10 protein-coding genes are annotated in these 13,399 nt (G+C 71.2%); 7 read left to right on the top strand and 3 right to left on the bottom strand.

Annotation, left to right across the window (positions count from 1 at the left end; all coding sequences use genetic code 11):
- The first annotated feature begins 193 nt into the window (after positions 1-193).
- From ABZ098_RS06535 to ABZ098_RS06510, 6 genes are read left to right on the top strand one after another with little or no spacing between them, the layout of a single operon-like run.
- Positions 194-979 (top strand): GntR family transcriptional regulator, encoded by a 786-nt coding sequence (locus tag ABZ098_RS06535; RefSeq protein WP_356587900.1) that lies wholly within the window; start codon positions 194-196, stop codon positions 977-979.
- A 40-nt stretch (positions 980-1,019) separates the two neighbouring features.
- Complete coding sequence (locus tag ABZ098_RS06530; protein WP_355747586.1) at positions 1,020-1,247, top strand: ferredoxin family protein; 228 nt, start codon at positions 1,020-1,022, stop codon at positions 1,245-1,247.
- 16 nt (positions 1,248-1,263) lie between these two features.
- Positions 1,264-2,601: an ABC transporter substrate-binding protein gene (locus ABZ098_RS06525; protein WP_356587898.1), complete on the top strand. Its 1,338-nt coding sequence runs from the start codon at positions 1,264-1,266 to the stop codon at positions 2,599-2,601.
- Positions 2,598-3,482, top strand: coding sequence for an ABC transporter permease (locus ABZ098_RS06520; protein ID WP_356587896.1), 885 nt, complete (start codon positions 2,598-2,600; stop codon positions 3,480-3,482). The genes ABZ098_RS06525 and ABZ098_RS06520 overlap by 4 nt, the downstream gene beginning before the upstream one ends.
- Positions 3,466-4,254 carry an ABC transporter ATP-binding protein gene (locus tag ABZ098_RS06515; protein WP_356587894.1) on the top strand — a complete coding sequence of 263 codons (789 nt, stop codon included), beginning with the start codon at positions 3,466-3,468 and terminating at the stop codon, positions 4,252-4,254. Before ABZ098_RS06520 ends, ABZ098_RS06515 begins: the two co-directional genes overlap by 17 nt.
- 11 nt (positions 4,255-4,265) lie before the next feature.
- Positions 4,266-7,049, top strand: a complete 2,784-nt coding sequence (locus ABZ098_RS06510) for a fumarate reductase/succinate dehydrogenase flavoprotein subunit (protein ID WP_356587893.1) — start codon at positions 4,266-4,268, stop codon at positions 7,047-7,049.
- A 197-nt stretch (positions 7,050-7,246) separates the two neighbouring features.
- Here ABZ098_RS06510 and recQ read toward each other — a convergent pair whose 3' ends face one another.
- Positions 7,247-9,304: a DNA helicase RecQ gene (recQ, locus tag ABZ098_RS06505; protein ID WP_356589325.1), complete on the bottom strand. Its 2,058-nt coding sequence runs from the start codon at positions 9,302-9,304 to the stop codon at positions 7,247-7,249.
- Positions 9,305-9,550: 246 nt separating this feature from the next.
- Here recQ and ABZ098_RS06500 point away from each other — a divergent pair, with 246 nt between their 5' ends.
- On the top strand, positions 9,551-10,105 hold the full coding sequence (locus ABZ098_RS06500; protein ID WP_356587891.1) for a hypothetical protein: 555 nt from the start codon (positions 9,551-9,553) through the stop codon (positions 10,103-10,105).
- Positions 10,106-10,176: 71 nt separating this feature from the next.
- On the opposite strand, the gene nuoN is transcribed toward ABZ098_RS06500, so the two are convergent.
- Both nuoN and ABZ098_RS06490 read right to left on the bottom strand, forming a co-directional pair.
- Positions 10,177-11,826, bottom strand: a complete 1,650-nt coding sequence (nuoN, locus tag ABZ098_RS06495) for an NADH-quinone oxidoreductase subunit NuoN (RefSeq protein ID WP_356587889.1) — start codon at positions 11,824-11,826, stop codon at positions 10,177-10,179.
- On the bottom strand, positions 11,823-13,394 hold the full coding sequence (locus tag ABZ098_RS06490; protein WP_356587887.1) for an NADH-quinone oxidoreductase subunit M: 1,572 nt from the start codon (positions 13,392-13,394) through the stop codon (positions 11,823-11,825). Before ABZ098_RS06490 ends, nuoN begins: the two co-directional genes overlap by 4 nt.
- Positions 13,395-13,399 lie beyond the last annotated feature (5 nt).

The following is a 13,399-nucleotide window of genomic DNA, read 5'->3' as shown; positions in this document are numbered from 1 at the left end:
ACGCGGCGGAGCCGCATATCGACACAGCCCCGCGCCCCTGGGTGGGTTCACTCACGCGGGCTTCCCCGTGCAGGTGGCACATCTCACCGCACAAATATAGAAACCGCAGGTCAGCCCCATATCCGTCACCTCGTCAGGTGGCGCAACAATCCAGCAACACAGCTTTTCCTACCAGCTAGGTATGGTTCCAGCCATGCCACCCACCGACCGCATCCGGGACCACGCCGGCCAGGGCGCGACCACCGTCGCCGCCCGCGCCAGGCGCCGGCTGCGTGCGGACCAGGCACGACAACTCGCCGATCTCCTGCGCCACCAGGTCCTCGCCGGCGGCTTCGAGAACGGCGCCCTGCCCCACGAGACGACCCTCGCCGCCGACTACCGCGCCTCCCGCAACACGGTCCGCCAAGCCCTGGACCTGCTCCGCGCGGAAGGCCTGGTCGAACGCCTGCCCGGCGTCGGCACCGTGGTCGTCGGCCAGAAGTACCCCCATGGCCTGGACCGTCTGATGGGTCTCGCGGAAACCCTGCGCGAACACGGCACGGTCACCAACGAGGTCCGCACCATGGGCCCCGCCCCCGCCCCGCACCCGGTGGCCCGGCGGCTCCAGGTCGACCCCGGTACCGACGTCCTTTACATCGAGCGTCTGCGCCGCCTCAACGGCCTCCCCCTCTCCCTCGACCTCACCTACGTCCCGCTCGACCTCGGCACCGCCCTGCTCGGCGCCGACCTGGAGAACACCGACGTCTTCCGCCTCCTGGAGACGATCACCGGCCAGGGCCTCGGCCACGCCGAGATCACCCTGGAGGCGGTGAACGCGGACGCCCACTCCGCCGCCGTACTGGAGGCCCCGCGCGGTGCGGCCGTCCTCATGCTGGAACGCCTCACGCACCTCGCGGACGGCCGCCCGGTCGACCTGGAGTTCATCCGCTTCCGCGGCGACCGCATCACCATGAGCGGCCTGCTGCACCGCTCCCTCTGATCCCTCTGCCCTCTTCCCGAGCCGCTTCCCGGAGACAGCCATGCCCTTGGCGCCCCAGCGGGCCGACGTGCCCGTGACCATCGACGAGTCGAAGTGCATCGACGGCTGCACGCTCTGCGTGGACATGTGCCCGCTGGACTCCCTGGCCATCGACAACAGCAGCGGCAAGGCCTACATGCACGTCGACGAGTGCTGGTACTGCGGCCCGTGCGCGGCCCGCTGTCCCACCGGAGCCGTCACGGTCAACATGCCCTATCTGCTCCGGTGAGAGGCCCCGAACTCCCATGAAACACAAACCAGTCGTCGCCACCCTGCTGTTGCTGGCGCCGCTGACGGCCTGCGGCAGCGCCCAGGCCGGCGACGGTTCCACGGTCACCGTCACCGTCGGCTACCAGTCCAGGACCATCAACACGGTCACCGCCGGCACCCTGCTGCGCTCCCTCGGCTACTTCGAGAAGCAGCTCAACTCCCTGCACGACGGCCACACCTACAAGGTCGACTGGCAGGACTACGCCACCGGCGCCCCCATCACCGCCCAGATGACCGCCGGGAAGATCGACATCGGCTCGATGGGCGACTTCCCGCTCCTCATCAACGCGGCCCGCGGCAAGCAGCTCGGCAAGCCCACCCGTCTGGTCTCCGTCACCGGCTACAACCTCCGCGGCGGCCTCAACACCATCGTCACCTCCCCGGACTCCGAGCTGGCCTCGCTCGCCGACCTGCGCGGCAAGAAGGTCTCCACCAGCGTCGGCTCCGCCGCCGACGGCACCCTCGTACGCGCCCTCCAGCGGGCCGGCATCGACCCCGACAAGGGCATCGAGAAGCTCAACCAGCAGCCCGCGGTGGGTGCCTCGGCCCTGACGTCGGGCAGTACGGACGCGCTGTCCCAGTTCGTCGCCTGGCCCGGACTGCTCACCTACCAGGGCAAGGCGAAGGCCCTGTACGACGGTGCCGAGCTGAACCTGCCCACCTTCCACGGCGTCACCGCCCGCGAGGACTTCGCCAAGCAGCGCCCGGCGGTCCTGGATGCCTTCCTGAAAGCCCAGGCCGAGGCCACCGACTACCTCGACGACCACCCGGTCGCCGCCGCCGAGTCGGTCGCGAAGGCCACCGGCCTGCCCGCCGAGGTCGTCTACCTCTACAACGGCGCCCACGGTATCGCCACCTTCGACCCCGCGATCAAGCCGCAACTGGTCTCCGCCCTGAAGCAGGACGTCTCGGTGCTGAAGGCGGCCAAGCTGACCGGTGACATCGACGTGGACTCCTTCGTCGACGACCAGTACGTCAAGAAGGCCCTCGGGGCCGGTTACGCGCAACGCCTCGCCGCCGCTCCGGCCGCCGCCGCGAGCGAGGTCTGGCCCAAGGGCGCCTCCGCGACCCGGAGCTTCAAGACGCCCGCGGAACTCCTCGCCTACGTCGCCGCGCACAAGGACGGCATCCGTGCCGCCTACGTCCCCGACGCCACCACCGGCACCCTCTGGTTCGCCGACAAGGCGGTCTGGGTGGCCGACGGCGGCCGGCTCCTGCCCTTCGTCGCCCCGGAGACCGCGCGGGCCTACGTCTCCGCCCACAGCGGCGCCCGGATCGTCACGTACGCCGACGCGCTGGAGCGGGCGTCGTGAGCCGGCCCCTGCCGAAAGCCGGCCGGTACGCGCTCAGGGCCGCGTCGCTGGCGGTCGCTCTCGGCCTGTGGCAACTGCTGACCAGCCTGGACATCGACCTGTGGCTGCGCTTCTCGCAGTTCCCCACGGTCACCGATGTGGCGCGCACCTTCGCCGACCGCCTCACCGGTCCCGACTACTGGACGGACCTCACCGACAGCCTCGCCCGCATCCTCACCGGCTTCCTGCTCGCCGCGGTGCTCGGCGTCGCGACGGGCGTGCTCATCGCGCGCTCCCGCCTCGCCGAGGACCTCCTGGGCCCGGTCCTGGAGGTCGTCCGCCCGATCCCGGCGATCGCCCTGGTCCCCGTCGCGATCCTGCTCTTCCCCTCCAACGAGCAGGGCATCGTCTTCATCACCTTCGCCGCCGCCTTCTTCCCCGTCCTGGTCTCCACCCGGCACGCGGTCCGCGCGCTGACCCCCGTGTGGGAGGAGGCGGTGCAGACCATGGGCGGCGGCCGGTGGCGGATCCTCGCCTCGGTCGTCCTGCCCGGCGCCCTGCCGGGCATCTTCGGCGGTCTGTCCGTCGGCATCGGCGTCTCGTGGATCTGTGTGATCTCCGCCGAGATGATCTCCGGCCAGTACGGCGTGGGCTACCGCACCTGGCAGGACTACACCGTCGTCGACTATGCGGGCGTCTTCGTCGGCATGGTCACCATCGGCGTCCTCGGCTGGCTCACCTCCACGGCCGTGGAACTCCTCGGCCGCCGCCTCACCCGGTGGCTGCCGAGGACGTCGTCCGTCACCGGGCCCCGGCCCAAGGCACCGCGCGCCGCGACCACGCCCCTTCGCAGCGCAACCACATCCGAGGCCGGGGAGGCACGCCATGAGCACCTCGTCTGACACCTTCGTCGACACGGCTGCCCAGGCACCGTCCGCCGCACGCGGTACCCGACTCACTCTCCGCGACGCGATCCTCGGCCGCCCCGGCGCCCCCGTCGTCACCGGCGTCGACCTGGACATCGCCCCCGGCGAGATCCTCACCGTCGTCGGCTCCTCCGGCTGCGGCAAGTCCACGCTGCTGCGCACCCTTTCCGGCCTCCTCCCCCTGCTCTCGGGCGAGGTCGCCCAGGACGGCCGGCCCCTCACCGGCCCGGGTGCCGAACGCGCCCTGGTCTTCCAGGAGGACGCCCTCCTGCCCTGGCGCACCCTGCGCGCCAACGTCGAACTCCCGCTGGCCATCAAGGGCGTGTCGCGCACCGAGCGCCGCGCACAGGCCGAGTCCTGGCTGGACCGGGTCGGACTCGCCGACCAGGCCCGGCAGTTGCCGCACCGCGTCTCCGGCGGGCAGCGCCAGCGCGCCCAACTGGCCCGCGCCCTCGCGGGAGCACCCCGCGCCGTCCTGATGGACGAACCCTTCGGCGCCCTCGACGCCCAGACCCGCGCCGGCATGCAGGACCTGCTGGTGGAGGTGCTCAAGGGGACGGGCGCGACCGTCGTCTTCGTCACCCACGACGTGGACGAGGCGCTGTTCCTCGGCGACCGCGTGGCGCTCCTCGGAGGCGGCCGTCTGACCGCCGTACGCGACGTACCGCGCCCGCGCGACCGGTCGGCGCACGACCATCCCGCGCGTGTGGCGCTGCGGCGCGACGTCCTCTCCTCGCTCGGTACCTGAAAGGCCCCCCGGTGACCACGCCCTCCTTGAACACGCCGCTCGAGATCCCCGCCCTGACCGACGCCGAGGAGATCCGCTGCGACGTCCTCGTCGTCGGCGGCGGCACCGCCGGCACCATGGCCGCCCTGACCGCCGCCGAGCACGGGGCGAACGTCCTGCTGCTGGAGAAGGCGCACGTCCGGCACTCCGGCGCCCTCGCCATGGGCATGGACGGCGTCAACAACGCGGTCATCCCCGGCCGCGCCGAACCCGACGACTACGTCGCCGAGATCACCCGCGCCAACGACGGCATCGTCGACCAGTCCACCGTCCGCCAGACCGCCACCCGCGGCTTCGGCATGGTGCAGCGCCTGGAGTCGTACGGCGTGAAGTTCGAGAAGGACGAGCACGGCGACTACGCGGTCCGCCAGGTCCACCGCTCCGGCTCGTACGTGCTGCCGATGCCGGAGGGCAAGGACGTCAAGAAGGTCCTGTACCGGCAGCTGCGGCGCCGCGAGATGCGGGAGAAGATCCGCATCGAGAACCGGGTGATGCCGGTACGGGTGCTGACGTCCCCGGACGACGGACGGGCCGTGGGGGCGGTCGGCTTCAACACCCGTACGGGCGGCTTCGTCACGGTCCGCGCGGGCGCGGTGATCCTCGCGACCGGCGCCTGCGGCCGCCTGGGCCTGCCCGCCTCCGGCTACCTGTACGGCACGTACGAGAACCCGACCAACGCGGGCGACGGCTACGCCATGGCCTACCACGCCGGCGCCGAGCTCACCGGCATCGAGTGCTTCCAGATCAACCCGCTGATCAAGGACTACAACGGCCCCGCCTGCGCGTACGTCGCCAACCCCTTCGGCGGCTACCAGGTCAACCGGCACGGCGAGCGCTTCGTCGACTCCGACTACTGGTCCGGCCAGATGATGGCCGAGTTCGCCGCCGAGGTCGCCTCCGACCGGGGCCCGGTGTACCTGAAGCTGAGCCATCTCCCCGAGGAGTCGATCTCGTCCCTGGAGTCGATCCTGCACTCCACGGAACGGCCCACCCGAGGCACCTTCCACGAGGGCCGCGGGCACGACTACCGCACCCATGACATCGAGATGCACATCTCCGAGATCGGCCTGTGCGGCGGCCACTCGGCCTCCGGCGTCCGCGTCGACGACCACGCCCGTACGACCGTCCCCCGTCTCTACGCCGCCGGCGACCTGGCCTGCGTCCCGCACAACTACATGATCGGCGCGTTCGTCTTCGGCGACCTCGCGGGCGCGGACGCCTCCCAGTACGCGCCGTACGAAGGGGAGTTGCCGCTCGACCAGCTCCGCGAGGCGCACGAACTGATCTACCGCCCGCTGCGCAACCCGGACGGCCCTCCGCAGCCCCAGGTCGAGTACAAGCTGCGCCGCTTCGTGAACGACTACGTGGCCCCGCCGAAGTCCGGCGCACGTCTCTCGCTGGCCCTGGAGTCCTTCGAGCGGATGCGGGACGACATCGCCGCGATGGGCGCCCGCACCCCGCACGAGCTCATGCGCTGCGCCGAGGTCTCCTTCATCCGCGACTGCGCGGAGATGGCCGCGCGCGCCTCCCTGGCCCGCACGGAGTCCCGCTGGGGCCTCTACCACGACCGCCTCGACCACCCCCATCGCGACGACACCTCCTGGTTCCACCATCTCGACCTGCACAAGTCCCCCTCCGGTGCGATGGAGTTCACGGCCCGTCCCGTGGCTCCCTACCTGGTCCCGATCGACGAGTTCACCCCGGTCGGCGGCCCCTCCCGGCACATCGGCGAGGTGCACGCCGAGCAAGTGGCGACTGCGGGGGCGCGCGAGCTGGCCCCGGTCGCCGCCGGCGGGCTCGGTGCCACCGGCGGGGAGGGCGGCACCGCCGACCGCCCCGGTACCGGCACCCTGACGGACGCCTCTGTCTCGCCCCGTCTGCTCGACCTCCTCGCCCTCGCCGAGCAGGAGCCCGAACTCTCCGCCCTCCGCTCCTACCTGTCCGATCCCGACCCCGCAGTCCGCCGCACGGCCGTCAGCGTCCTGACGGAGACCACGCCCACGGGGACCGGACCGGTCCTCGCGGAGTCCCTCACCGACCACGACCCCGGTGTCCGCGCCGTCGCGGCCGCGTCCCTGCGCGAACTCGTCGAGACGCTCCCGCCCGAACCCGCCCTCCGCGAGGGGCTCGCCGCAGCCCTGGACGTGTCCGACCCGGTCGTCCGCGCCGCCGCCCTGGACGTCCTGCGGGCCCTGCGCCTCGGTGACACGGAACTCTTCGCCGGGTCCCTCACCGACACGGACATCGCCGTCCGCATCGAGGCCGTCCGCGCCCTCGTCTCCGTGGACGCCGCCGAACAGCTCGCCCGCGCGGCCACCGCCGACCCGTCCCGCGAGGTCCGCGTGACGATCGCCAAGGCGCTGGCGACGGTGTCGGCGGAACGCCCGCTGGACGCCGTCCTCGACGCCCTGGCCCGTCTCACCGAGGACCCCGACGCCCTGGTGCGGGGGGCGGCCTACGGAGCACTGGGCACCACCGGCTGCCCCGCGCCGCTCGCCTCCCGAGCCGTCACCGCCCTGTCGGCCACCGCCTGGCAGGTCCGGTCGGGTGCCGCGACCGCGCTGTCCGCCGCCGACCCGGACGTGGCCGTGCCCGCCCTCGCCAAGGCCCTCGCCGACCCCAACGCCGATGTCCGCAAGGCCGCCGTCCTCGCCCTGACCCGCCACTCGGGCACCGACGACGCCCGGGCGGCCCTGGGCACGGCGACGACGGACTCGGACGCGGACGTCAGGGCGTACGCGGCGCGGGCCTTGTGACGTGAGAGGCGGGGATCGCGCGGCGCAGGCCTGCGACGTGACGCGGCGCGGACCGTGTCAGATGAACGGCAAGACCTGCGCGGCACAAGCCCTGTGCCACGAGAGGCAGGGCCTGTGCGACGCGCATTCCGTGACGTGACCTAAGCCCCGCGCGCACTCCACCGCACCCCGCGTCCCGCACCGGGGCCCGGCGGCGGCTATATCCAGTCGTCCTCGGGCTCCGGATCCGCGTCCATCTCGGGCCAGTGATCGGCGCCCGGATCCGCGCCGGGGTCGGCACCTCGATCCGCACCGAGATCCGCCGCACCGGGATCGACGTCGCCCCCCTGGCTCGGTGCCTTCGGGGCCGCGCCGCCGTCGGCCAGCCCGGCGAGCACCCCGATCACACCCTCCCCGTACGTGGCGAGCTTCTTCTCGCCGACCCCGCCGACGCTCCCGAGCTGCGCCACCGAGGTGGGCCACACCGTGACGATCTCCCTGAGCGTGGCGTCATGGAAGATGACGTACGCCGGGACGCCCTGCTCACGGGCCTGTTCGGCGCGCCAGGCCCGCAGTGCCTCGAACGCCGGCACCATCGCCTCGGGCAGCTCGGCCACGACCGCCTTGGCCTTGCCCCGCCCGGACGAGGACGACGAGGCCGACTTGGCGCTCACCGGCTTCTTGGGCTCCTTGCGCAGCGGGACCTCCCGCTCCCGCCGCAGCACCGCGCCGCTCGCCTCGGTCAGCACCAGCGTGCCGTAGTCCCCCTCGACCGCTAGCAGCCCCTGGGCCAGCAACTGCCGTACGACACCCCGCCATTCGCCCTCGGAGAGCTCCTCGCCGATGCCGAACACGGAGAGCTGGTCGTGGTCGAACTGGATGACCTTGCCGGTGCGCTTGCCGAGCAGGATGTCGACGATCTGCACCGCCCCGAACTTCTGCCCCCGCTCCCGCTGGAGCCGCACGATGGTCGACAGCACCTTCTGGGCCGCGACGGTGCCGTCCCAGGTCTCGGGCGGGGTGAGGCAGGTGTCGCAGTTGCCGCATCCCGTGGGCCCCGGTTCCTGGCCGAAGTAGTTCAGGAGCTGCCCGCGCCGGCACTGGGCGGTCTCGCACAGCGCGAGCATCGAGTCCAGGTGGGCTGCGGCCCGGCGCCGGAACGCCTCGTCGCCCTCGCTCGACTGGATCATCTTGCGCTGCTGTATGACGTCGTTGAGGCCGTAGGCCATCCAGGCCGTGGACGCCAGCCCGTCCCGCCCGGCGCGGCCCGTCTCCTGGTAGTAGCCCTCGACCGACTTGGGCAGGTCGAGGTGGGCCACGAAGCGGACGTCCGGCTTGTCGATGCCCATGCCGAAGGCGATGGTCGCCACCACGACCAGGCCGTCCTCGCGCAGGAAGCGGGACTGGTGGGCGGCGCGGGTCCCCGCGTCCAGACCGGCGTGGTACGGGACCGCCTCGATGCCGTTGCGGGAGAGGAACTCGGCGGTGGCCTCCACCGACTTGCGGGAGAGGCAGTACACGATGCCCGCGTCGCCCGGGTGCTCCTCACGCAGGAAGGCGAGGAGCTGCTTCTTGGGGTCGGCCTTGGGGACGATCCGGTACTGGATGTTGGGCCGGTCGAAGCTCGCCACGAAGTGCCGGGCCGTCGGCATGTCCAGCCGCTGGGTGATCTCCTCGTGCGTGGCACGGGTGGCCGTCGCGGTGAGCGCGATCCGCGGGACGTCGGGCCAGCGCCGGCCGAGCACCGACAGCGTCAGGTAGTCGGGGCGGAAGTCGTGGCCCCACTGGGAGACGCAGTGGGCCTCGTCGATGGCGAAGACGGCGATCTTGCCCCGGGAGAGGAGGTCCTGCGTGGCGTCGAGGCGCAGCCGCTCCGGCGCGAGGTAGAGCAGGTCCAGCTCTCCCGCCAGGAACTCGGCCTCCACCACGCGGCGCTCGTCGAAGTCCTGCGTGGAGTTCATGAACCCGGCGCGCACGCCGAGCGCCCTGAGCGCGTCCACCTGGTCCTGCATGAGCGCGATGAGCGGTGAGACGACGATGCCCGTGCCAGGTCTGACCAGGGACGGGATCTGGTAGCACAGCGACTTGCCGCCGCCGGTCGGCATGAGGACGACTGCGTCCCCGCCGGCCACCACATGCTCGATGATCTCTTCCTGCTCGCCGCGGAAGGCGTCGTATCCGAAGACCCGGTGCAGCGTGGCCAGTGCCTCGCTGTCGCTCGCGTCCGGTGTCCCGGTGATCCCTGGCATCTCGCTGATACCGCCCATCCCGCCCATAGTCCCGTCCCCCGTACGTCGTCCCTCGACCACTGCCTCCACGATAGGGGCCGGCACCGACAGCGTCGGAGTTATCCACAGGCCGGGCCGGTGACGTTCCGTGCTCATGCGAACGGCGGATGTCACATGGCGCACTCGTTCGACACGGGGACATGCTGCTGGGGCGGGCTGGGGAGGCCCGCCCTCCGACGGACGGCGCCTCACCCGCGCGCCTCTTCCGCCTCAAGCGCCTCAAGGAGAACGACCATGGCCTCTCGGCCCCTGAAGGCAGTGCTCACCGTCGCGGCGGCAGCGGCCTTCTCACTGACCGCCGTGCCCGCGCAGGCAGCCGACCTGGACCCGTCCGTCTGGACGGAGCTGTCCCGCACGTACGGGGCCACCGGCACGTACGCCTACGAGCCGTTCGCCGTCGCCGACGGCTTCGCCCCGACACCCTGCGTGGCCGGCACGGGCTACCGCTACGTCAACCAGGAGAACGTCGGGCAGACCGACGCGGAGAAGCCCGCGGCTCTCCTCTACGAGGACGGCCCGTACGGGCGCAGGCTCGTCGGGGTGGAGTGGGTTGTGAAGGCCGAGTCGGACGCGGCCGCGCCGTCGATGTTCGGTCAGACGTTCCAGCAGCCGGTCGATCTGGCGGAGGTGGGCTCCAGCTACACGCTCCGCGCCTGGATCTACAAGACGAACCCCAGCGGTCTCTTCAGCCCGACACACGCCGATGTGACGTGCTCGGCGGACGCGGACACAGAGGCGGACTCGTTCCCGGACCTGGACTTGATCCCGGATCTGGACCTGGATGTGTGACCGCATGCGGCGGGCCCCGGTCCCTCGAAGGGGACCGGGGCCCGCCGCATGAACGGTTCAGGCGCCGCGGGTCAGCGCACGAACACTCCCGCCTGGTTGGCCAGGTCCAGGAAGTACTGCGGCGCGACACCGAGGACCAGGGTGACTACCACACCGACCCCGATCGCCGTCATCGTCAGCGGTGACGGCACCGCGACCGTCGGTCCCTCCGGGCGCGGCTCGCTGAAGAACATCAGCACGATCACTCGGATGTAGAAGAACGCGGCGATGGCCGACGAGATCACACCGACCACGACGAGCGGCGCGGCGCCGCCCTCCGCCGCCGCCTTGAACACGGCGAACTTCCCGGCGAAGCCGGAGGTCAGCGGGATACCGGCGAAGGCCAGCAGGAACACCGCGAACACGGCGGCCACCAGCGGCGAACGACGGCCGAGTCCCGCCCACTTGGACAGGTGCGTGGCCTCACCACCGGCGTCGCGGACCAGCGTGACCACGGCGAACGCGCCGATCGTCACGAAGGAGTACGCGGCCAGGTAGAAGAGGACCGACGACACCCCGTCCGGCGTGGTCGCGATGACACCGGCGAGGATGAACCCGGCGTGCGCGATCGAGGAGTACGCGAGGAGCCGCTTGATGTCGGTCTGCGTGATCGCGACGATGGCGCCGCCCAGCATGGTGACGATCGCGACGGCCCACATGACCGGCCGCCAGTCCCAGCGCAGGCCCGGCAGGACGACGTAGAGGATCCTCAGCAGCGCGCCGAAGGCGGCCACCTTGGTCGCCGCCGCCATGAAACCGGTGACGGGGGTCGGCGCGCCCTGGTAGACGTCCGGCGTCCACATGTGGAACGGCACCGCGCCCACCTTGAACAGCAGCCCCATGACGATCATCGCGGCGCCGATCAGCAGCAGCGCGTCGTTGCCCATGGTGTCGGCGAGCGCCGGGTCCACGGTGCCGACGGTGCCGTCGACGACCCGCGCGATCGTGCCGTACGACACCGAGCCCGCGTAGCCGTAGAGCAGCGCGATGCCGAACAGGGTGAAGGCGGAGGCGAACGCGCCGAGCAGGAAGTACTTGACCGCGGCCTCCTGCGACATGAGCCGCTTGCGGCGGGCCAGGGCGCACAGCAGGTACAGCGGGAGCGAGAAGACCTCCAGCGCCACGAACAGCGTCAGCAGGTCGTTGGCGGCCGGGAAGATCAGCATGCCGGCGACGGCGAAGAGCAGCAGCGGGAACACCTCGGTGGTGGTGAACCCGGCCTTCACGGCCGCCTTCTCGCTGTCGCTGCCCGGCACGGACGCGGCCTGCGCGGCGAACGAGTCGACGCGGTTGCCGTGCGTCTCGGGGTCGAGCCGCCGCTCGGCGAAGGTGAACAGGCCGACCAGGGCCGCCAGCAGGATCGTGCCCTGGAGGAACAGGGCCGGTCCGTCGACGGCGATCGCCCCCATGGCGGCGATGCCCGCCTTGGTGGTGGCGTAGCCGTCGGCGGCCAGTGCGACGACCGCCGCGAAGGCGGCGCACAGGGCTACGACGGACACGAACAGCTGGGCGTAGTAACGGGACTTGCGCGGGACGAAGGCCTCGACCAGCACTCCGATGATCGCCGCGCCCACGACGATCAGGGTGGGCGACAATTGCCCGTATTCGATCTTCGGCGCGTCGATCTTCGAGATCGGGTCGGCCGCGGTTGTCCACAGGCTGTGGACGGCTACTGCGCTCACTTGGCCGCCTCCACCTCGGGCTTGGGGTCCTTCTTGTGTACGTCGGACATGGTCGACTTCACCGCCGGGTTCACGATGTCCGTGACCGGCTTCGGATAGACGCCCAGGAAGATCAGCAGGACGACCAGCGGGGCGACCACCACGAGCTCCCGCATCCGCAGGTCGGGCATCGCGGAGACCTCCGGCTTCACCGGGCCCGTCATCGTCCGCTGGTACAGGACGAGGGTGTAGAGCGCGGCGAGCACGATGCCGAAGGTCGCGATGATGCCGATCACGGGGTAGCGCGCGAAGGTGCCGACCAGGACCAGGAACTCACTGACGAAGGGCGCGAGCCCGGGCAGCGAGAGGGTGGCCAGGCCGCCGATCAGGAAGGTGCCGGCGAGCACCGGGGCGACCTTCTGGACACCGCCGTAGTCGGCGATGAGCCGCGAGCCGCGCCGCGAGATCAGGAAGCCGGCCACCAGCATCAGCGCGGCCGTCGAGATCCCGTGGTTGACCATGTAGAGCGTCGCGCCGGACTGGCCCTGGCTGGTCATCGCGAAGATGCCCATGATGATGAAGCCGAAGTGCGAGATCGACGCGTACGCCACAAGGCGCTTGATGTCCCGCTGGCCGACCGCGAGCAGCGCCCCGTAGATGATGCTGATCACCGCCAGGACGAGGATCGCGGGCGTCGCCCACTTGCTGGCCTCCGGGAAGAGCTGGAGGCAGAAGCGGAGCATCGCGAAGGTGCCCACCTTGTCGACGACCGCCGTGATGAGGACGGCGACCGGGGCGGTGGCCTCCCCCATCGCGTTGGGCAGCCAGGTGTGCAGCGGCCACAGGGGCGCCTTCACCGCGAAGGCGAAGAAGAACCCGAGGAACAGCCAGCGTTCGGTGTTGGTCGCCATGTCGAGCGTGCCGTTGGCCCGCGCTTCGGCGATCTCCTGGAGGCTGAAGTTCCCGGCGACGACGTAGAGGCCGATCACCGCGGCCAGCATGATCAGGCCGCCGACCAGGTTGTAGAGGAGGAACTTCACGGCGGCGTACGAGCGTTGGGCCGCCGCCTTCTCGTCGGAGCCGGCGTGGGCCCGGTCCCCGAAGCCGCCGATGAGGAAGTACATCGGGATGAGCATGGCTTCGAAGAAGATGTAGAACAGGAAGACGTCGGTGGCCTCGAAGGAGATGATCACCATCGCCTCGACGGCCAGGATCAGGGCGAAGAAGCCCTGCGTCGGCCGCCACCGCTTGTTGCCGGTCTCCAGCGGGTCGGCGTCGTGCCAGCCCGCCAGGATGATGAACGGGATCAGCAGCGCGGTCAGCGCGAGCAGCGCCACCCCGATGCCGTCCACGCCCAGTTCGTAGCGGACCCCGAAGTCCGCGATCCAGGCGTGCGATTCGGTGAGCTGGTAGCGCTCGCCGTCCGGGTCGAAGCGGACCAGGACGGTGATCGCGAGGGCGAGGGTGGCGAGCGACACGAGCAGCGCCAGCCATTTGGCGGCGGTGCGCCGCGCGGCCGGCACGGCGGCCGTGGCGATGGCCCCGATCGCCGGGAGCACCGCCGTCGCTGTCAGCAGAGGAAAGGACATCGGTA

Origin of the sequence: Streptomyces sp. NPDC006335 (genome assembly GCF_040612795.1) — a bacterium.
Lineage (GTDB): Bacteria > Actinomycetota > Actinomycetes > Streptomycetales > Streptomycetaceae > Streptomyces.
This window is presented reverse-complemented; position numbering and strand designations above follow the sequence as displayed.

Excerpts from the sequence above, each read along its gene's own strand:
- ABZ098_RS06530 (WP_355747586.1), top strand. The coding sequence starts at position 1,020 with ATGCCCTTGGCGCCCCAGCGGGCCGACGTGCCCGTGACCATCGACGAG.
- ABZ098_RS06490 (WP_356587887.1), bottom strand. The coding sequence starts at position 13,394 with ATGTCCTTTCCTCTGCTGACAGCGACGGCGGTGCTCCCGGCGATCGGG.
- recQ (WP_356589325.1), bottom strand. The coding sequence starts at position 9,304 with ATGGGCGGGATGGGCGGTATCAGCGAGATGCCAGGGATCACCGGGACA.
- ABZ098_RS06525 (WP_356587898.1), top strand. The coding sequence starts at position 1,264 with ATGAAACACAAACCAGTCGTCGCCACCCTGCTGTTGCTGGCGCCGCTG.
- ABZ098_RS06515 (WP_356587894.1), top strand. The coding sequence starts at position 3,466 with ATGAGCACCTCGTCTGACACCTTCGTCGACACGGCTGCCCAGGCACCG.
- ABZ098_RS06500 (WP_356587891.1), top strand. The coding sequence starts at position 9,551 with ATGGCCTCTCGGCCCCTGAAGGCAGTGCTCACCGTCGCGGCGGCAGCG.
- ABZ098_RS06535 (WP_356587900.1), top strand. The coding sequence starts at position 194 with ATGCCACCCACCGACCGCATCCGGGACCACGCCGGCCAGGGCGCGACC.